This is a genomic window from Vampirovibrionales bacterium, assembly GCA_016712355.1.
Lineage (GTDB): Bacteria > Cyanobacteriota > Vampirovibrionia > Vampirovibrionales > Vampirovibrionaceae > JADJRF01.
On the sequence record JADJRF010000005.1, the window covers coordinates 1096635 to 1115704 of the forward strand.

At 60.0% G+C, this 19070-nt stretch carries 17 protein-coding genes; 6 read left to right on the forward strand and 11 right to left on the reverse strand.

The genetic code is table 11. The features are described 5' to 3' along the window. Positions 1 to 98: 98 nt before the first annotated feature. Both IPK79_06385 and IPK79_06390 read right to left on the reverse strand, forming a co-directional pair. A complete protein-coding gene (locus tag IPK79_06385) occupies positions 99 to 1019 on the reverse strand; it encodes a hypothetical protein (GenBank protein ID MBK8190062.1) in 921 nt (306 codons plus the stop codon). A 142-nt stretch (positions 1020 to 1161) separates the two neighbouring features. Then, positions 1162 to 1644: a hypothetical protein gene (locus tag IPK79_06390; GenBank protein ID MBK8190063.1), complete on the reverse strand. Its 483-nt coding sequence runs from the start codon at positions 1642 to 1644 to the stop codon at positions 1162 to 1164. A gap of 237 nt (positions 1645 to 1881) precedes the next feature. Between IPK79_06390 and IPK79_06395 the strand changes: the two genes are divergently transcribed. Then, positions 1882 to 2496: a TetR/AcrR family transcriptional regulator gene (locus tag IPK79_06395; GenBank protein MBK8190064.1), complete on the forward strand. Its 615-nt coding sequence runs from the start codon at positions 1882 to 1884 to the stop codon at positions 2494 to 2496. 49 nt (positions 2497 to 2545) lie between these two features. On the opposite strand, the gene IPK79_06400 is transcribed toward IPK79_06395, so the two are convergent. Both IPK79_06400 and IPK79_06405 read right to left on the reverse strand, forming a co-directional pair. Continuing rightward, a complete protein-coding gene (locus tag IPK79_06400; protein ID MBK8190065.1) occupies positions 2546 to 3682 on the reverse strand; it encodes a ribulose 1,5-bisphosphate carboxylase large subunit in 1137 nt (378 codons plus the stop codon). Next, the gene (locus tag IPK79_06405) at positions 3679 to 4467 is read right to left on the reverse strand and encodes a prolipoprotein diacylglyceryl transferase (GenBank protein MBK8190066.1); all 789 of its coding nucleotides are present in this window, start codon (positions 4465 to 4467) and stop codon (positions 3679 to 3681) included. Before IPK79_06405 ends, IPK79_06400 begins: the two co-directional genes overlap by 4 nt. On the opposite strand from IPK79_06405, the gene IPK79_06410 reads away from it, so the two are divergent. After that, positions 4466 to 5704, forward strand: a complete 1239-nt coding sequence (locus IPK79_06410; GenBank protein ID MBK8190067.1) for a YkgJ family cysteine cluster protein — start codon at positions 4466 to 4468, stop codon at positions 5702 to 5704. The two genes, IPK79_06405 and IPK79_06410, sit on opposite strands and share 2 nt — an antisense overlap. On the opposite strand, the gene IPK79_06415 is transcribed toward IPK79_06410, so the two are convergent. The 6 genes from IPK79_06415 to IPK79_06440 all read right to left on the reverse strand — a co-directional run bounded on the left by IPK79_06415 (position 5609) and on the right by IPK79_06440 (position 12142). Continuing rightward, positions 5609 to 7378 (reverse strand): AI-2E family transporter, encoded by a 1770-nt coding sequence (locus IPK79_06415; GenBank protein MBK8190068.1) that lies wholly within the window; start codon positions 7376 to 7378, stop codon positions 5609 to 5611. The genes IPK79_06410 and IPK79_06415 overlap by 96 nt on opposite strands. Continuing rightward, positions 7375 to 8622 carry an AI-2E family transporter gene (locus IPK79_06420; GenBank protein MBK8190069.1) on the reverse strand — a complete coding sequence of 416 codons (1248 nt, stop codon included), beginning with the start codon at positions 8620 to 8622 and terminating at the stop codon, positions 7375 to 7377. The genes IPK79_06415 and IPK79_06420 overlap by 4 nt, the downstream gene beginning before the upstream one ends. A gap of 101 nt (positions 8623 to 8723) precedes the next feature. Continuing rightward, complete coding sequence (locus IPK79_06425; GenBank protein ID MBK8190070.1) at positions 8724 to 10379, reverse strand: leucyl aminopeptidase family protein; 1656 nt, start codon at positions 10377 to 10379, stop codon at positions 8724 to 8726. 58 nt (positions 10380 to 10437) lie between these two features. Next, the gene (locus tag IPK79_06430) at positions 10438 to 11268 is read right to left on the reverse strand and encodes a hypothetical protein (protein ID MBK8190071.1); all 831 of its coding nucleotides are present in this window, start codon (positions 11266 to 11268) and stop codon (positions 10438 to 10440) included. Positions 11269 to 11431: 163 nt separating this feature from the next. After that, complete coding sequence (locus IPK79_06435) at positions 11432 to 11908, reverse strand: hypothetical protein (protein ID MBK8190072.1); 477 nt, start codon at positions 11906 to 11908, stop codon at positions 11432 to 11434. A 78-nt stretch (positions 11909 to 11986) separates the two neighbouring features. Beyond that, complete coding sequence (locus tag IPK79_06440; protein MBK8190073.1) at positions 11987 to 12142, reverse strand: hypothetical protein; 156 nt, start codon at positions 12140 to 12142, stop codon at positions 11987 to 11989. 341 nt (positions 12143 to 12483) lie between these two features. Between IPK79_06440 and IPK79_06445 the strand changes: the two genes are divergently transcribed. Together IPK79_06445 and IPK79_06450 are read left to right on the forward strand one after the other, a co-directional pair. Then, complete coding sequence (locus IPK79_06445) at positions 12484 to 13701, forward strand: peptidoglycan DD-metalloendopeptidase family protein (protein ID MBK8190074.1); 1218 nt, start codon at positions 12484 to 12486, stop codon at positions 13699 to 13701. An 83-nt stretch (positions 13702 to 13784) separates the two neighbouring features. Beyond that, entirely contained in the window at positions 13785 to 15251 is a 1467-nt protein-coding gene (locus tag IPK79_06450; GenBank protein MBK8190075.1) for a tetratricopeptide repeat protein, read from the forward strand. A gap of 52 nt (positions 15252 to 15303) precedes the next feature. Here IPK79_06450 and IPK79_06455 read toward each other — a convergent pair whose 3' ends face one another. Beyond that, positions 15304 to 15498: a hypothetical protein gene (locus IPK79_06455; protein MBK8190076.1), complete on the reverse strand. Its 195-nt coding sequence runs from the start codon at positions 15496 to 15498 to the stop codon at positions 15304 to 15306. A 339-nt stretch (positions 15499 to 15837) separates the two neighbouring features. Here IPK79_06455 and IPK79_06460 point away from each other — a divergent pair, with 339 nt between their 5' ends. Next, entirely contained in the window at positions 15838 to 16887 is a 1050-nt protein-coding gene (locus tag IPK79_06460; GenBank protein MBK8190077.1) for a deoxyguanosinetriphosphate triphosphohydrolase, read from the forward strand. Continuing rightward, positions 16884 to 19037, forward strand: coding sequence for a DNA primase (dnaG, locus tag IPK79_06465; protein MBK8190078.1), 2154 nt, complete (start codon positions 16884 to 16886; stop codon positions 19035 to 19037). Before IPK79_06460 ends, dnaG begins: the two co-directional genes overlap by 4 nt. The last annotated feature ends 33 nt before the right edge of the window (positions 19038 to 19070 follow it).

Below are 19070 nucleotides of genomic sequence, written 5' to 3' on the forward strand. Positions count from 1 at the left end.
GTGAGAATGCCCCTGCGCCAAACGGCGACGCCCGTTTTGAAAGCGCCGCCGTCCGACTGTCGTCCCGGTTGCCAGAGAATGGGTGGTGGATGCGCGACTTACCAGCGATCGGCTATCTCATTGCCAGAGGCGTCATAGGTTTTGTGCGTTCCATCGGCGCTATACGCAACCCGATGGGTGAGCGTTCCGTCGGGCGAATAAAACTTCTGCTCCGACATTTTTCCGTCCGGGCCGAATTCAATACGTTGTTTACCACCGTCGGGATTGGTATAGGTCTGGTTGGTCAGTTTGCCGTCCGGGCTGAAGAAATCCTGACGGCGGGCGGTCGTGTTGTTGGGATCAAAGTTAATTATTTGCCGGCCGCCGTCGGGGTTGATAAAATTCTGGCCCGTCATTTCGCCTTGCGGGTTGTAATAGTCCTGACGAAATATGTTATTTTGAGAGTCGCGTATCGAGACTTGCTTGCCGCCGTCTGAGCCGGTAACGGTTTGTTGTGTAGCCGTGTCGTTGGCCTCAAGCGCTTCGGTCTCGCTGCTGGCGCTGTCGCTTGCGTTCGTGGCGCTGGATGTGGACTCGGTTTCATTCCTGGGGGAGAAGAGCGTACTGGTAAAATTATTGTCCGATGACGCCTTGCCCAGAACAGCGTCCATTTTAGCCATGGCCTCCGCCATGCTGACATTTTGCTTGTCGGCGTATTGTCTGGCGATGCCCATAGGACCGTGCGCCGCCTGAGCCGCGTTGGGCTCGCCGCACATGGAGCGAAGCTGCGTTTTTGCCGCTTCTAACGAGACGTTATTTTGAGTGGCGTATTGCTGGGCGACTGCATCCGGGGTGAGTTGGGGGGCTTGGCTTCCCTGGGAGCCTGGGGGTTTTGGATCGCCATACTTGCTGCGCAGCTCGGCGCGGGCCTGATCGATGGAAATATTCCTGGACGAAGCGTATTGTTGCGCGTACGCCTCTGGGTCGCCGCCGCGAGCGTCAGGGACTGCTGAAAATCCGCCGCCGGAAACTGTGGTCATCGTAGAAACTCCTTCTCCTCTCTAACGCATACGCATGGATGCGCGCCTCGGAACTCGCAGGACCTGGCTACAGGGGGTGACAGGCCTTATTAATTTAAAAACAATTATTAGACAATAATTGCCTTTTTATCTAAAAATCTTGTTATCTGCCCACTTGTCCGCGAGAAGCCTCGATGGCGCTGACAAGGGAGGATGTCATGTCGAGATCCGGGCGCACGGCGGTCATTGTCGTAGGGGAATAAGGCTGAAGCACTGCTAAATGTCGTTCTTTAAGGACGCGATGCATCGCTTGGCTCAGGGTCGCGGGCGTCATGCCGCGCTCTTCGGCGGCTCTGGCGACAATCTGAGCCTCAAAATAGGCGATTTGAGGCGGTTCGGGGGCAGGCGTCAAGCTCATGGACATCATCGCCGCAGGCATCAGCGCAAGAGGCGTCAAGGCCTGCATCACCAGCGGAAACAGCGGCATGGCTGCTGGGGCGGAAGGGAAGAAAAACTCACTCCACGATTCGGCTAATCGTCGCTGTTTTTGGCGCTCGCGCCACGCGTAAATCAGAATGGGCAGTTGCGTCGCCAGTAACGTGAGATAGACGAGCCAGAAAGCCGTTTTGTTTGGAGCCGGCGGCATGCCATTCCCTCGTTTTAGTCGAGCCCGCGCAGACGAAAATCGTTTATCATAGCGATAGACTCGCGGAGCGACGGGCTCAGACGATGGGCATCGCATTTTATGATACCCTGCCCAGACGAAAATCGTTTATCGGACTTGATTCTGCTCGCGTCCACGGGTCGGTTTGTCATCCTCGCGCGCATCTGATATCAGCGTAATGGATCGCAATCGGATTACATGGGAGTTTTTATTTAAAGAATGGGTCGAAAAAAGGTTCATGAAGATAAACGCGCCCTGATCCTCGGGGCGGCGGATCTGTTGTTCAAGACCTTGGGGTATGACCGCACCACGGTGGAAGATATCGCCCAGGAGGCCGGAATTAGCAAGGCCAGCGTGTATCTGGAATTCCGCTCCAAGGAGGATATTCTGAACGGGGTTATCCTGTCGTTCTTTTCGCAGGAGAACGAGAAGATGGCGCTGGTGGCGGCGCAGACGCATCTGGTGGCGATGGACGCGCTGAAAGGCATGCTGGTGGAGTATAGTCGCTCGCTTCAGAGCCGGGCCTCTCAGCAACGCCTCGCTTCGGGGCAAAATACCGCCGCTTTTCCGGTGATGCAAAAATTGCGAACGCCCATTTTTCATCATCAAATGAGTAAAATTCCCCAGATTATCGAGGGGATGTTGCGTCAGGCGGCCGATCGCGGCGAGATCCTCGCGCAAAAAGACTACAAGCGCCTGTCCGGATTCCTCTTCATCACGACGATGATGCTTTCAGCCCCGCCGCCACCCTTTATCAATCAGGCCGCCGGGGCCGCTTATGTGGAAGATTCGCTGGATCTGATTCTGGCTGGGTTGAAGGTGATTCGTAAATAACCGTTTCCAGGCCTTAAGGCTGACGCGCCTCGTGAGCTCCGGGCGCCCGTCACAAGGCCCCGGACTCCACCACAGAACGGAAATAGCGGCAGTTGGCCGTCAGGTCGGGGCTGTGGCGGACAATATCGCCGCCGACCAGAAACATCACGTCGCGCCCATACATCGCCTTGAGTTCGGGGATGCGATCCAGCGTCATGCCGCCGCCGGGGCACGGGAAGATGGGCTTCAGGGCGCCCATGGGCGCGGCGGCCTCGCGGGCAATCTCTTCGCATTGCGCCCGCGTAAAGGAAAAACGTCCGCCGAAATTCGGGTACACCACCGCATCGGCGCCCGCCAACCGCATAATCTGGCCTAGCAAGGCCCCGTGCGCGATGCCGCTTTCCGCGCTCGTTAAAAAATTCCCCAAAAAAGCCGGATGGCTAAAGATGGCCAGCGATAGCGCGTCATCGTCGGCCAAGGCGCGCATGGCGTCAAATCCGCTCAGGGCTGGGCAAATTAAAATGCCGCCCGCGCCCATCGACTTCGCCCACTGCGCGCGCTCGCGCAATTGATCGAACGGGCCGGTAATATTGGGCGCATATAGCGCCTGCGCGCCGGTGAGGCGATTGGCTTTCTGAACGGCTTCGGCGCAACGCGCCACGCGCTCGCGGTAGGGGGCAAACGCTTGATTGGCGAGGCCATGATCGTCCTTAATAACGTCCACGCCGCCGAGCGCCATTTGATAGACGCGGTCGGCCAGTTCAGAAGCGCTGAGGCCCATCGGCTTGACGGCGGTAAACAGAAGCGGACGATCCCACACGCCGAGCAGCGCGCGAAGCCCGCCGCATCCCAGGCGAGGGCCTCGAAACGCATTCAGCAACGACTCGGGGGCGTCCATGCGCAACGCGCGTACGCCGGGCTGAAGGCTGATATTGCCTAACAGGACGTTGAGTAACTGCGGCAACTCGCCGCCCACGGTTTCGATGGGATAACTGACGGTTGCGATAAACGCGCCTTCGCCTGCGGGCGTCAACGATTCTTCGCGGCCTACCAGCTCCTGGGCGATCCAGTCGGCGGGCAGCAGGTCGGCGGGGAATTCAACCGTCTGCTCCAGGCAAATCGCGCGCGTCCACGCCCGGGCCGCCCCCAGCGAGGTCGTCGCAAGGCGATAGGCTACCTGAAAACGCTCGCCGCTCAGCGTCGTCATACGCGGGCCGCCTGAGACGCGCCTGACGCGGCAGCAGGGGCGCGCCGGGCGATGTGAACCAGCATCGCGACGCCCAACGCCGCGCCGATGAGGCTGATGGCCTGAGATGCGCTGAGATTAAGTTCAGGCAGCCAGATTAAGCGGTCGCCGCGAACGCTTTCCGTCACAAAGCGAATCAGGCCGTATCCCAGCACAAAACTCCAGGAGACGACGCCCGGCGCGCGCCAGCGACGGCCCAGCGCCGTCAGGCCCCATGCCAGAATCAGCGTCAGAGCGCTCTCATACAGCGGAGCCGGATGCACATGCGCGCCATGCGTCGGATGCCCCGTGGGATAGGCCACAGCCCAAGGCAAGGCGCAGGGCCCGCCATAACAACAGCCCGCCAAAAAGCAGCCCACGCGCCCGATGGCAAGCCCTAAGGCCGCCGGCGGCGACATCGCGTCGGTGAAGACGTAAAACGGCGCGCGTTTCCACCGGCAAAGCGCCCATACCGCTAAAATCAGGCCGATCATGCCGCCATACCAGACCAATCCGCCCCGGCTGAGAATGGCGCCGAGCGGATCGCGGAAAAAGACGTCGGGAAAGAAGATAAAATAGAACGCGCGCGCGCCGACGACCGCCGCCAGGATCATGAGCGGCGCGGCCTCCCAGAAGAAATCCGGGGACAGGCCTGCCTGCCGGAGCCGTCGCGCCAGCCAGAAAAACGCCGCAAGAAATCCCAGCGCCATCATCGCGCCGAACGACGGAATCTGCCAACCGAAGACGGAAAACAGGATGGGATGCATGGAATCGCCCCCCTTGCCAGAAGACCCGACCAACGCGCCCATTTTATCCCAAAGGCGTCCGCTTGCCTTTGCGTGCTCGCAATGCGGCGAGTGCTGCTCGCAAGTCAGCGTCCCGATTGAAAAGGACAAGTCCGCGCGCCTGCAGGCGCTGCCATGGGCGCAATCGCGTCTGCGGACGCATGAGGCGCAGATACTCCCGCTGGATGCGGACAACGATTTGCTGCCGCATACCCCGCAAGGCTACTGCGTTTTCCTGCGCGACGACGGCCGCTGCGAAATTCAGGCGCGCGAAGGCGCAGAACTCAAACCGTCCGCCTGCATGCGCTACCCGTTCGCCGCCATTGCGCTGCCGGACGCGTCGCTGGGCTTCGATTATTCCATCTCCTGCAAAAGCATCGCCGACAGCTTGGCGCAACAGCGCGACGGCGTGATTCCCGCCGCTGGCATGTCTTGGGAGGCGCTGGAGGGAGCGTTTCCCCGCCGCGTTCGCGTGGATGCTTTTTGCCGGATCGATTGGCGCGCCTTTGAGGCGTATCGCGAGGCCGTGGCAGAACTTTTCAGCGAGCCCGCCCGAAGCTGCGAAGACGCTTTGAGAGGCGCTCAGAAGCTACTCGCTGCCCTTCGGGCCCGAAAATCTCCGGGAAACTCTCTGGAGAAACTGAAAATCGCGCCTCCGGGCGGCGCGTCGCCTGCCTGGCTGCAAAACGTTCTTGTCTGGCTGATGGTCCGTCGTCCCTACGGCGCTTTAAGCCTCTGGGCCCTGTTGGTCGAAGGCAATTACGCAGATCCAAAAGTTCTGGGCCGGTCGCCAGCGTCATTAAAAGGCCTCTCCTGTATCGCTTGGGATGCGTCCGCGCTGGACCCGTTGGTGAACGCCTTTTTGGCCGCTTTTTTGAGGCGATACGCCTTTATCGCTTACGGTCACTCGCTGCAAAGCATCCTGTTAATGGCCGTGGTTGCGCTGGCGCTGATTCGCTGGTATGCGCGCCTGCTGACGCTCATCCAGGACAAGCCTTCGCCCGGCGTGGCAGAAACGCGTCTGGCGATTCGGCTCGTGGAGCGCTATTATACGGGGCATCAACCCGCCTTCCCTCAGCGGTTTCGGTGGATTCCCGCCAAAGGCGCATTGCTGGACCTGATTCTATCCGCCCAGGCCCCGGGCCGCCATGGCGTTCTGGAGCCGTCGCCGTTCGCAGAGCATCCGGTAGGCGGCCATCATCAGGCAGGACAGGGGTAAAGCGGTTAATAAGCCGGGGACAGCTCCAAACAGGCGCACGCAGGCCAATTGCGTCAGGATGCTGACAATCGGATGAATATCGCTGCGCGGCCCGAATAATTTTGGAATAATGCGCCGCTGCTTGTACAGGAAGAAGCCGCCCAGACCGGTTAACGTCAGCGCAAAGGATAGCCAGCGACCGTCAAATAACAGCACCAGCGAGCTGGGCAGGGCGCCGAACCAGGGTCCCAACGCCGGAAATAAGGCTGCGGCGCCAAAAAAGGCGCTTAAAAATCCGGTATAGGGGAGTTTGAGTACGAATGTAAAACAGCTATACAGCAAAAGGCCCGTAATGACCGCCGTGAACGCCTGAATGCGCACCAGCGCGTGAAATTGCCGATGGGCGCGCGTCAGCAGATCCATCACTTGCGGTCGGACAGATTCCGGCGTGAGCTTGAAGGCCCCCTCAGCAAGCCGTTTGCCGTCCATCAAAAAGTAAAACAGCAGGGCCAGACCGGTCAGCGTGTAGACCAGCCCGGTCAGCGACGCGCCGAGCAGGTCCATCACGTTAAATGATCCGGGGTTGATAACGAACCGACGGAAGACGTCAAGCAGTTGATTCAGCGCCGTGGGGCGCGCGGCAGGCGCGGCGCTGGAGACGGATCGGTCAATCGTCATCGAGGGCGCGGAGACGACCGGCGCAACCGTGACTTTGGCGGGAAGCGCCGCCGCCGATGTCTGGACGGTCACCGTCACCGGCGTCGGCGCCAAGACGGGTTGCGTGGTGGAGGGCGTGTGGCGCGTCGGCGTCTTCAGGGGCGTCGCCGGCGCAGGCGGTCCAATGGGGACGGGGTGGGCATGACCGGCTTGCGGTTCTGGCGGCTGTTGAAAGTCCGCCTGTTTGGCATCCGCGGCGATTTCAGCCGTTGACGCGAGCGGGTCCTGAGACTCCTGAGCGGGGGTTTCTTCGCGGAGGTCCGGCGCCGATTGGGCATTGAACGCGTCTGATGTTCTCGCCGTCTGCGGGCCCTCTGACGCATGCGCTGCTTCTTCTGCTGTTGCGTTGGTTTTGGGGCGGCGCGTGGCGTCAACCGAGACGGGTAACGGCGTTACAACAACGGTTTTCGTGACGGGCGACGGCGGGATCGCCGTCGCCGCAGGCGGCGTGACGATCACTCGAAGCGGCGTACTGATAGAAGCGCTTCGCGCGCTTTGAGGCAGCGACATCAGCCGCTGAATGACCCGATCGCCCCACTGGGCTTTGCCCAGCGACTCCAGTTGCTTGTCCAGCGCCTGATAATAGCCGGGCAGCGACTTCACGAATCCGCCCACTTCCTGACTGATTGCGGGAAGCGCAATATGGGCAGCGACCGCCAGCAGGGCGATCAAAGAAAAAATAGAACTCGACACCGCCAGAAATCGATGATTGATCCCCGGCAATGGAACGCGCGCAAACGATGCGGGCAAGCGACGCCGGACGCATCCCGCCGGAAACGCGCGCACGTACAGCCGCTCCAGCGCGCCTGCCAAATCAAGCAACAGGTAGCTGACCAATAACGTGCCCGCCAGCAGAGAGAGCAGATCTCCCAAAAACGTCATCGTGACGACGGCAACCGCAAGGATCAGCGTCAGGCACAGCAGGATCAGATTGCGACGCAGGACAGGAGCGCTTTCCAGAAAACGGGGGGCGGTCATGAGGCAGGGGCGCTTTCCGATTCTTCTACCAGTTTGTCAGCCAGCGGGCGTCCTTGCAGGGCGACATTCAGAATGCCTGCCAGCGGAATTGCGGCCAGAACGCCGAACAGCCCTGCGAGTTTGGCGCAAATCACCAGCGAGAGAATCACGGCAACCGGATGCAGCCCCATGACCTGCCCCACGACCCGGGGCGCCAGAATATTATCTTTAATCGTCTGCCAGCCATAAGAACATAGCCAGACCCAAGGGGTGACCATTGGATTCTCACCAAAGAGCATGACGATAAATGCCGGTAAAAGTCCTATCCAGGTGCCAACGACGGGTAAAATCTCGCACACGGCGAGAAAAACTGCCAGAAAAAAGGCGTACTTTACCCCAAATAAAGAGTAAATGATAAACATGTAGGCGCCAGTCGCCATCCCCAGCAGCACCTGCCCCTTGATAAAGCCTTGAATCACTGCTGGCAGGCTTTCCAGCCAGAACCGAAGAGCCGTGAGACGCTCCCCTGATGCGTGTGATTCCAGCCATGGGCGCAGGCGCGGGGCGTCCATCAGTAGGTAAAACACCAGTAAAAGCCCGGCAATGGTATACATGAGGCCGTTCAGGGTTCCGGTGAGCACATTGGACAAGCCTCCCAGACTTTCTGAGAGAGTTTTTTCGGCCAGATTGGAGGTTTGCGTGAGGGTCGCGCGAATGACTGAGGCCTGAATGACCTTTTTTTCTTCGGAAGAGATGCGGGCTTCTGGCGCGCGCGTCGTGTGAGAGACAACCCCCGCCTGTCGCGCATCTTCGATGTCGCCTCGAAACAGGCTCTTGACGGCCGATGATCCGAAGGTCCGGTCGGACCAGTCAATCAAGAGGGTTTCCGCCTGTAAGACATATTTGGGCAGAGCATGGGCGAAATCGCCGATTTGCTGACCCAGCACCGGGGTTAAGCGCACCGCCGCCAGAGCCACCAGCGTGAAAAAGGCGGCGTACGTGAGTCCAACGGCCAGCGCACGCCCCCACAGACGGCGAATCCCCAGACGGTTAACGGCTTTTTCGAGAAAAGACACGGGACCGAGGAGCAGGCTGGTTAAAAAGGTGCAGAATCCCAGCATGATCGCCAGCGACCAGAAGACATTCAGGATGGCGAGACCTGCTGCCAGAACCAGTACGGTGGAGACAATCGTCAGTAAGCGAATCAGCGCGTCCTGAGAGGCGCGAGAGCCGTCGGCGGCGGGCTCGTTGGAAGAGAAAGGCATTTAAATGATAAGCCTCTGGCTACTGCGAGGCCTCTATTCTAACACCTGCCCCCAGGCCTGAGTCAGGGGCCGTTTCGCAATCGTCGCAGGGGCGGCGGTTTTTAGGCGAGATCAAGCGCCAGACGCACCAGGGTTTTGACGCCGATGCCGGTGGCTTTTTCGTCGGGCGTCATATCCGCGCCGGCGATGTCGAAATGCGCCAGCGGCAACCCGTCTGGCGCGCCGCTCATGACAAAGGCGGCGGCGGTCTGCGCGCCGCGTCCGGTGGTTTTTTGGGTGTTGCGGATATCCGCGCCGTCGAGCTTGCTCTTGATGTCGTCAAAATCACTCTCATCTACTATCAGGCGCTGAACCGGATCGCCCACGGCGGCGGCGGCCCGCGCGACCTGATCGCCGAAGCCTGAGCTGTTGGCGGCGTCATTGGTCATCAGCGCCATCCGCATCCCCACGGCCTGCGACGCCGAACCGGTGAGCGTGGCGATTGTGACCATGCGCGTCGGTTTTTCGCGTGCGGCCAGCGTCACGGCGTCAATCAGCGTCAGGCGGCCTTCTGCGTCCGTGTGGCGGATTTCCACCTTTTTACCGCAGCTGGTCGAGACGATGGCGTCTGGAATCATCGCGCCGCTGTCGATTTTATTGGGCGTTGCTGGCAGATACGCCGTCACTGTGACCGGGGCCTGAAGGTCCGCCAGAGCGCCGATGGCGGCCAGCACGCTGGCGCCGCCGGTCATATCGCCTTTCATTGTACACATCCCGTTGCCGGGTTTGACTTGATAACCGCCCGTATCAAAAATAACGCTCTTCCCCACCAGCGCCAGTTGTGGCGGGTCGCCGCCGGCCGTCTTAACAACTTCTGCGTTCGCTTTCTCTTTCCCTTTGCCTTTGATTTGAGCGGCGCCGGGGCGATAAGAAACGCGGATCCAGCGCGGGGGATCGCTGACGAGCGAGCCGCGCGCGACCTCAAAAAAGCAGGGCATTTCCCGCTCAATCCAGGCGGGATCCGATTCAATGGCCACAGTGACGCCGGGGCGCTTGCCCAAGGCCAGCGCCTCATCAACCAGCGTTTGCGTGGATTTCAAATTCGACGGGCGATTGACGAGATCCTTGACCCGGCTGCGCGCCTTGGCCAGCGCAATGCCTTCGGCCAGCGCCTGACGATCGGACGCCTTGGGCGCAGACGTCAGCACCAGTGACACATTTTGAGGCGCCGGCCCCGGCTCTTTGGCTTCTTCCGACCGATAGGTCGCCGAAAACGCTGCGTCAACGAGCTGCATCAGCGCCTGATCGGCGTTAAAAGGCAGGGATTTGGAAGCGGCTGTCAAATCCGGCGCGCCGATGGCCAGGGTCTCCAGATTCTTTAATTCCAGATGGGGGTTTATCGCTTTGATTACGGCGGATTCCAGCTTGCCGAGCGTCAGCTTGTCGACTTCGCCCAGTCCGACCAGCGTGACGCGTCGGGCGGGCAGACGATCGCCGGGCGTTTTACGAAACGTCAGCGTGGCGCCGCATGCGCCGGAAAACTTCTCTTCCGCCGCCGTGGCGCTGATCATTCCTTGCAGGGCTTTATCCAGTGCGCCCAGAGCGCGTGGCAGTTGAAACGCGCTGGCCGAATCTGTGGATTTCTTGCCTGATTTTGCTTTGGCGTCCGGCTTCTGGGCCGGTTCAACGGTTTTCCAGACGGGAATGACCAGCGCGTCGGCGCTCAGCGTCTCCCACGGGCCTGTGGTCACGGTAAACGTCATGTCAGGCGAACCCATTGCGTCTCTCTCCTTTGGCTGTCGGGGTGCGCCTGCTATTGTAACGCGCTGTGCGGCGCTAGGCTAGTTGCGAGTATGAAGGAGCGGGAGAGGATCCGGGTTGTGGATTCATAAATGGAGGAGCCGCCGGAAAATTATTGGGCATAAAGGCGCTCGCCCTGCGGTATTGAATCGTTCGCAGGACGCGATCCGCCAGCGGCACGCCCGCAGGGAGAAACGGGATGCGATGATCGATCGTCTCGGGCGGGAGATCGCCGTATTTCTCGATGATGCGCGCAACGAGCGCCCGCTTGCTGGGGTCGGCGTCAAAAAACAGCTTTTCGTAAAGGGCGACGCCGTCGGTAATCAGCCGCGATTGTGAGCAACTCTGCGCATAGCCCGGGACAGTTGCCATGTGATAGCGATGCGCCAGGGTATTCAGCGCCAGACAGTTGATTTCTTCTTGCAGGGACGCCTGTCCGTCGCCTTGGCGCGCCACATGGCCGGTTTCGTGATACAGCGCTTCTGAAATCGCCCGCAGCATATGCGGCGACTCATCGCCCTGATATTTCTGATTGATGATGACCTTGTTCTCTTCCGCCCGCCATTCGGCATGGGCTTTGCTGTCGCCCATATCGCCGTAAGCGATGCGGCATCCGCGCGCCATAAGCGTTTGCAGGGCTTGTGCGCCGTCCTGAAAAATAATATCCACGCCCAATGCGCGCATGTAGGGCTCGTCCTGCGGCAGATGGCGGATTTGCGCCATCATCGCGAGCGCGGCGCGAATGGCGGGAGGCGTCGGGTCCAGTGAGACCGTCTGCGCAGACGACATTGGCATCGTCATCGGCGTCGAGAATGCGCCGGGGGGGCCATACGCAAGCGGACGCCACGCGGGCGACGACAGGCTCATCGCATCCTAAACTCCATGGATAGCAGGGATAAAGCGTCGGCTTGAGACATGGCAATGGGTCCTCTTGCCAGAAGAAAAACCGGACCCTGCGATTTGTTGCGATGTGCCGCACCCGCCGGCGTAATAAAGCTCCTTTCAAGAGGCGTCTCTCAAGAAGTCTTCCTTAGGGCAGTGATACCCATCGCCGCATCAGAAGACGCGTTTTCTCCAGACGGCTTTCGCAGGCCAGCAGGTAATACGATCCGCGCCGTCGCTCCAGCCAGACGCTGACCCGCGCAGGGGTGTCGGCGGACAGGCGCGCGTCTGGCGCAATCTGGGACAGCGAAGCCCCTTGCCATGACTTCCGCCCGCCGCGAGAAAACGCGATATCAGCTTCTTGCGGCGACGCGCTGGCCAGAAAAGCCCGTAACCGCTCAGCGCTGCGGGTGAAAGCAAGTTCTGCGTTCTGGCGGGCGATGACGTGGGCCTGAGCCAGCACAGCTTCTTCGCCCAGGCCGCGCGTCAGCGTCACGCTCAGCACGATTACTTCCAGACTGAGCGTCGCTGTCAGCAGCAGCGTAATTAACAGCGTCGAGCCGCGGGCGGCGCGATGCCTGCGATGTTTTTGGCCCGACAAATCTGAAAACCGCATGGCCGTCACCCGACCGCGTCTCCTGCCAACGCTATGAATGCTATCTTACCCGTGCGCGGTGCGAATCGGGAAGCGGGTCGGGCCAATCTATTTAACGCACACCAGTCGGGGGATAACGCCCAGCTCGCGTTGAAGCGCCCTGGCCCGAGTTTGCGCCAGCGCGCGGCGTTTTTCAGCGCCTTTAATTACAAAATGAATCGCAAAGACCGTGTTTCGGGCAGGTTGTCGTTGCGAGGCGCGCATCGGGCGAACTCCTGTTGAGGGGGACATAAGCGGTATCGGCGAAACTCTGGAAAGCTTTAGGGCAATCGGATCGCCGTCGGCGGGCCGCTCGGGCGAGACGTCTGCGCAGACGCGTTCCTTGCCTGACGACGCGTTTGCGCATACACTGGTAAGCGTCGCCGACGGAGTTGCGACGATGTCGACGGTATGTTCTGGAGTCTTCAGCGATGATCGCGTTTTTTCGACACAACGCCCGCTGGATTGCGCTGCTGGCGCTGGCGGTTTCCGTAACATTCTTCGTATTGGCCGGGGTTCGCTGGTAGGGCGCGGTAAGATAAGGATAGCGGGCGAGATTGCGGCGTATGCGGCGAGTTTTTGAGAGTCGGTGTCAGCCTCAGTACTGGATGGCGGCGGCGTTGGCGGCTGTTCTGTTATTGGCGGGGCCGACGACCCTTGCGCCCACGATCGGGGAATCGCCCGTATGGGCTGCGCCCGGCGATCCGGGCATTCAGGGGCTGCGCTCGAAGAGCCGATCGATTGATGTGCGCCGTCGGGCTTTGCGCCAGATGAAACGTCAGAAGCTCAATGCTGCGCGGCAAATGACCTCGCAGATCGTCACCAATCAAATGAAGCTCGATCGCGCACGACGTGACTTGTATTTTCAGCAGGATCGCTTTGTCAAAACGCGCTCGCTGATTGGCGACCTGTCGTCGAATATTGATCAGAGCATGGGCCGCACCGCCCGCCTCAGTACGGACGCCGGTCAGCGTCTGCGCGCCATTTATACCGGCAGTCGCGTCAATATGATGGAAATGATTCTGGATTCTCGTAATCTTTCGACGTTGATGGATCGTCTGTATTACAAAAAACGTCTGGTTCAGCACGATAAAAAAGTGCTGAGTTCCTTGAAACGACAAACCGATCGCCTGCGTCAGCAGCGTCAGCAGCTCGCCAATCAGCGCAGCTATATTAGCCAGACGATTGAGAATATTCAGGGCCTTCAGGATACGATCCATAACCGTCTGGTACATGATAAGCAGTTGCGGGCGCGTTATTTTCAGGATGCGCGCTATTATGAAGACGCTGAAAATCAGCTACTGTCCGAATCGCGCCATCTCGAAAGCGAAATTCGTCGCCTGACCGCGCTGGCTGCCTCGCGTAAAGGCGCGTCAGTCAAAAGCACGGGGATTTTCTCGTGGCCTCTCATGGGGAAAATCACATCATACTTTGGCTATCGTATTCACCCCATTTTTCGTACGTCTAAAATGCACACGGGGCTGGATATTTCTCGTCCGATGGGAACCCCTGTACGCTCTGCCGATAGCGGCAACGTGCTGTTCAGCGGCTGGCGCGGCGGCTACGGTAAAGTGGTAATGATTAACCATGGCAGCGGCCGCGGGGCGAATCTGGTGACGCTGTATGGCCACTTGTCGCGCATTTCGGTGGGCGGCGGCGCGGCGGTCGATAAAGGCCAGGTGGTCGGCGCAGTGGGCTCGACCGGTTACTCGACCGGTCCGCACTTGCATTTTGAGATTCGCGAAAACGGCCGTCCCGTTAATCCGCTGGGGTACTTGCGCTGAGCGTCTGGCGCAGGCGTTTCAATGCGAGGCGCGCGGGCCTCGGTCTTTTTGCGCTTCTGCTGGCCAGCGGGACGTGGGTCGCCTTGCAGGCGGGGGCTGCCATCGGTTCGGACGCCGAGCAAGGACTGTTTGCCTGGCATCATCAGCGGTACGCGTTGGCTATTCAGGCGTTTCGCCAGTCGTTGGCGCTGAATCCCAATCAGCCGCTGATTCGCTATTATCTGGCGGACGCCTTTGTTAAGACGCGGCGCAAACGAGAAGCCCAGCTTCAGTATCAACGTATTCTGGCGGATGCGCCCGATTCGCAGGCGGCGCGTCTGGCGCGGCAGGCCCTCTTGAAACTCGAATCGCCGCTGACGACCCGCGCGCCGGTCTCTCAAAGCAAACGCCCGAACGCCAAATCCTCAAAACGCGCCATCGCCTCAGGTCCAGACGCGCTGACGGATTTACCCCCGGTGAATGGCGACGATTATCTGGGCGAGATTGCCGAAAATGGTCGTCTGGTGCGCTGGTCGACGTTGCAACAGCCGGTGTTGGTCTATATCGATCGCAGCCCTGCGGGCGTGCGTAATTTTCAACCCGCGTTTGTCGCCAGCGTATCGAAAGCGCTAAACATCTGGATGCAGGCCCTCAATAATCGCCTGCGCTATGAAATGACCGATTCGCTTGAGGAAGCCGATATTCGCGTCCTGTGGGTGAATACGATTGACGGCAAGGGGCAAAGCACCGAGACCGGCACGTCCTATCATGCGGGCGTCACGATCCCCGAAATTCGCGATCGCCAGTTGCGCGCCATGGAGATTCGCATGGCGACGTTTGATATCCGCGGACGGCCGCAGGGCGCCCGGCATATCGAAGCCGTTATGTTGCACGAAATGGGCCATGCGTTGGGTCTGCTGGGCCACAGTGACAATCTCGACGACGTAATGTTCGGTCAGAATCAGTTGCGTTTTTCGCTGTCCAGACGCGACGTCAATACGCTGGCGCGTTTGTACGGGGAGTTGGCCGATATTACCAGCCTGCCGCCTTCTCCTGAAGAAGACCCCCAATTTGCCGAACGCGTGGATGCGCGTCTCGATGAGCAAATCGCCAAACAGGAATCGCTGGCGGGCGCCAAAGGCGACAATCTATCGCTGGTGAATCTTGGGAACGCCTATTTCGCCAAGGGGAAAGCGCTTGTCGAGCAGGCCAAGAAGACCGAAGGCGTTGGCGCGCCACTGCCGCCAAAAGCCGCCGAGTGGTTTAACAAGGCGCTGAAAGTGATTTCCGACGGCATCGCCCTCGATACGCGCGCGCCCTTTGGCTACTACAACCGCGCTGTCATCTATCAGGAATTGCGTCAGGACGACGCCGCGCTCACAGATCTGGGCACGGCCCTGAAACTCGATCCCAACGACGCCAAGCTGTATCGCGAAAAAGCCTGGGTGCTGGCCAAGCTCAAGCAGAAGCCTGAGGCGCGCGCCGCTCTGAACGTTTATCTGGCGCGCGAGCCGCATAAGGCGGAATCCGCCGAAGTGCGTCGCATTCAGAATCTATTGGCGGCGCCCTAACCGGACGGCTTCGTTGTGCAGATACCGGGCTTCTAAACTGTCTGGTCCTGAGCTAGTCCCGAAAATACTTCGAAGCGCGGGCGGGCGATCGACGCTTGTTTACGCGCGCATAAAAGCGCGACAGCGCCTCATGCGCCTCGGCGCCGCAGACGCCGTCGAGATCCGCTTCCCAATGGTTTAAATGGCCGGTGGCGATCTCCTCGATCATCACAAAAGGATCTTCCCAATCACGCTGCTTGTTGCCCAAGACCAAAACTCCTTTGTTCCCAGAGGACGGGGCGCCCTGCAAGAGGTCTAGCGCTTATGTCGGATCAATTCCCCCAAAACTTTAATGCTTTTTAACGCGTTGTTCCACGGCGGCGATGCGCGCCATCGCCGACTCTTGAGGCTTCAGGTCCAGGGCGGCGCGCGCGGCTCAGTGGGCGGGCGGGTCGCGTTATGGTACGGTTAAATTCTGAGCGTGCGTCAGCAATGATTACAAGAGAGAGGTCGGGTGGACGATTCGGGCATTGGGCTGCATGTGGGGCCCGCTTCGCAAAACGACGTCGCGTGCGTCGAGGCGCAAGCGATACGCGCCTCTCAAGCGATACGCGTCTCTATTGAAGCGCGCGAAGCCGACGCCCTGCATCCGTTTGCGGCCTTGAGCCGCGATTCTGGCGGTCGAGGTCGTCCAGAAGCCCCTTGCCCGATTCGCACGTGTTTTCAGCGCGACCGCGACCGTATTTTGCACAGCAAGGCCTTTCGTCGCCTGAAGCATAAAACCCAGGTGTTTATCTCGCCTATGGGCGATCATACGCGTACGCGCCTGACCCACACGCTGGAAGTGGCGCAAATCGCGCGCACGCTGGCCCGCGCCCTCCAGCTGAACGAGGATCTCACAGAAGCCGTTGCTCTGGGGCATGATCTAGGGCATCCGCCGTATGGTCATAGCGGCGAGGCCGTTCTCGACGAGCTTTTTGGCGAGAAGCTTGCTGGCGATGGGTTCCGTCATGAGCGTCAGAGTCTGCGGATTGTGTCGCATCTCGAACCGCTCAATTTGTCGCGCGAAGTCTTTGACGGGATGGCTGCCCAGTCGCAGGACGCCGCCCCTGCGACGCTGGAAGCTGCGCTGGTGAAGATCGCCGATCGAATCGCGTATCTTCATCATGATGTCGAAGACGCCGTGCGCGCCGACATGATGCGCGAAGAGGATCTGCCCGTCGACGTGCGTCGCGCGCTGGGGCCGACGCGCCGTGAACGGCTCGATGCGCTCGTCCTCGATCTGGTGTGCGAAACCCGCCGCCGATTTTCGCTCAATCGCCGCGAAATTGCGCTAAGCGACGAGCGATATGAAGCCATGATGGCGCTTCGGGCCTGGATGTTTACCCATATTTATCTGGGCGCGGCGCAGCGCGAGCAGAAAACCCGTGTTCAGCGCCTGTTGAGCGGCTTGGTGGATCATTATCTGGCGCATTCTGAGCAAATCAGCGATCATATTCCGCGATACGAGGCCGATGGCGCGCTCACGCCGGCGCACTGGCGCGTGCGAGACTACGTTGCCGGTATGACGGATCGCTACGCCCTGGAATTGTATTTGGCGCATCGCCTGCCAACGTCCGCCTCTGCCGCTCCCGTCGACGAGAGGCTGCGCTCATGACGCGCGTACCGTTTCAGGAGGCCGTGACGCTGGTCAAAGGCCAGCTTGATATCGTCGAGATCATCTCGCGCCATTTGCCGCTGAAACGCGCAGGTCGTAATTATCTGGGCCTGTGCCCGTTTCACCCGGACAAACATCCGTCGATGAACGTCAGCCGCGAGAAAGGGCTTTTCAAATGCTTTAGCTGCGGCGAAGGGGGCGATGCGCTGAGCTTCCTGATGAAAATCGAGCGCAAGACCTTTGGCGAGGTGATTCGCGAGCTGGCCGAGGCCCAGGGCGTCGATATCGAACAGGACGGGGTCGCCGCGCAAGAGGCCGATCGGCGTCGCGATCTGTCTCAGCGTCTGTTGACGCTGAATCAGGAGGCGCAGGCGTATTTTGAGGCCCAGTTCGCGGAGCCTTCAGGGGCGATGGCGCGTTGCTACTGCGACGAGCGCGGTTTCCCCAAGGAGATTCTTCAGCGTTTTGGTCTGGGGTTTGCGCCGCCGGGTTGGGAAAACCTCACGCGCCGCTTGCTGGAGTCGCAATCCTTTGTTCGCGCCAATCCTGACTTGTTGGTGGATGCCGGACTGGCCAGCCCGCGACAGGCTGATGGCGAACGTCCGGCCCATGCTGCGGGGGGGGCGACGGGCGGCGGCTATTATGATCGCTTTCGAAACCGTCTCACGATTCCGATTCATGACGACGCGGGGCGTATCGTCGCTTTTGGCGCCCGTGCGCTTGCCCCGGAAGACAAGCCCAAGTATCTCAATTCGCCGGAAACGGCGCTGTATCAAAAAAGCCGCCTGCTTTACGGCTTGTTTGCCGCTCGTGAGACGATTCGCCAACAACGCGACGTCATTTTGATGGAAGGTTATTTTGACGTCATTCGCGCGCACCAGTGCGGGTTAACGCAGGCGGTGGGCGTCTGCGGCACGGCGCTGACCGAGCAGCACGTCAAGCTCCTGATGCGTTGGGGCGTGGAGCGTCTGTATCTGGCGTTTGACGCCGATGAAGCCGGACAAAAGGCCGCGTTGGCGGCGATTGCCACTCTGGAAGGCATCCCGGCGGCCAGCGAACTGACGATTCGCGTGGCGCAGATTCCCGAGGGAAAAGATCCCGACGACTTTTTACGGGCGCGCGGCGATCAGGCCCGCGACGCGTTTGGCGATATCTTGCAGGCGGCGCCGGCTGCGCTGGATTTTCAGTGCCTGCGCGCCCTTCATGGGCTGAATCTGATGGAGCCCGAAGGTCGCATCAAGGCTGCCGCGCGCTTGACGCCGACCCTGGCCGCCGTCAGTCAGCCGGTGAAACGTCAGGAATACGTTGCGCGTTACGCTCATCGTATCGGAGTGCGTCCCGAAGACCTCACGCTGGAGATTCGTCGCTGGTTGCGCCTTCATGGGCGTGAGACAGGCGAAAGCGCTTCATATGAGGGCCGGTCGGCGCGCGGGGCGTTTCGCGACAAGTTTGTTGACGAAAAAGGCGGCGAAAAAGCGGGAAAGAAACAATTTGTATCTACAGGCGCAATTTCTGAACGTCAGCGGCGTTTCCATAACCGAACGGGTTTGACGCCCGGCGCTCCCTCTTTGTCAGACGGCAGGCCTCTTCCCAGACATCAGGCCGCTGAAAGAACTCTCCTGTCTCTGCTGTTCCTCAGCCCCGAAAGTTATAAAATGATACGCCCTATTGTTGAAACTTGCGTCTTTGAGGATAATACCCTCCAGTCTCTGGCGGGCGTGTTGCAAGGCGCATCCCTGTCGGGCGACGATGTCCATGGAGAGAGCGTCGAACGGGTGATTCAGGCGGTCAACGAAGCGCTGAACGGACGGTTTCAGGATGAGCCGGCCGTTTTGAGCGAGCTGGAAAACGCGTTTACGGACGTCGTTTTTTATGCCGACGCCCTGTCGGAACAGTTGGGGCTGGCGGCCCTTTCTCCTTCAGAGGCCGCACATGTGGCGCGGCAGGAAGCCCAGAAGTGTCAAACAGCCCTGGACGAACGGCAGCGCTTGCAAGCCCTGCGCGCTCTGGCCGATCAAACCCGGGAACGGGAACAGCAAGCCCGACAAATCCCAGACGCTCCCCAAACCCCCTTGCTCGAAGCCCTCTATGAATTCCGCGACCAGGTGACGCGCGTAAAGTCCTCCGGTTATAGTCATCAAGAGATATAGGAACCCGTCTGCATGAAAAAACGTCGTTCCAAT